This is a genomic window from Pseudoalteromonas sp. S3260 (genome assembly GCF_005886925.1).
In the GTDB taxonomy this organism is placed as follows: domain Bacteria; phylum Pseudomonadota; class Gammaproteobacteria; order Enterobacterales; family Alteromonadaceae; genus Pseudoalteromonas; species Pseudoalteromonas tetraodonis.
In genome coordinates this window covers 1-291 of record NZ_PNCV01000433.1, presented here as the reverse complement: position 1 = coordinate 291, position 291 = coordinate 1, and the positions used below count along the sequence as shown (strand labels likewise).

Genomic DNA, 291 nt, shown 5'->3' with positions numbered 1-291 from the left:
GATTTGTATTCAAAGCGGTGCCAGTATTGGCATTACTTACAGTAAACGCGACTACAGCCATACCGATGAAATCATTCGTGATGCCGATGCCGCCATGTATTATGCCAAACAAACTGGCAAAGGCCGCTTTGAGTTTTATCACCCGCTGCTAGGCTATGGCAACGATCAGCAAGAGCCACATCAACGTCATCATCTAATGGATTTGCACACCCATTTTCGTGCTAGCGACATCGTAAACTTCGACCAGCAGCAACCTCACGCGCAATTACTTGATGCTTATGGCGAGCACCC

At 47.8% G+C, this 291-nt stretch carries 1 protein-coding gene; it reads left to right on the top strand.

The window, feature by feature from the left end:
- Window positions 1-291, top strand: a 291-nt coding sequence (locus CWC14_RS19095; protein ID WP_138564435.1) for a diguanylate cyclase domain-containing protein, incomplete at both ends; no start/stop codon positions are given.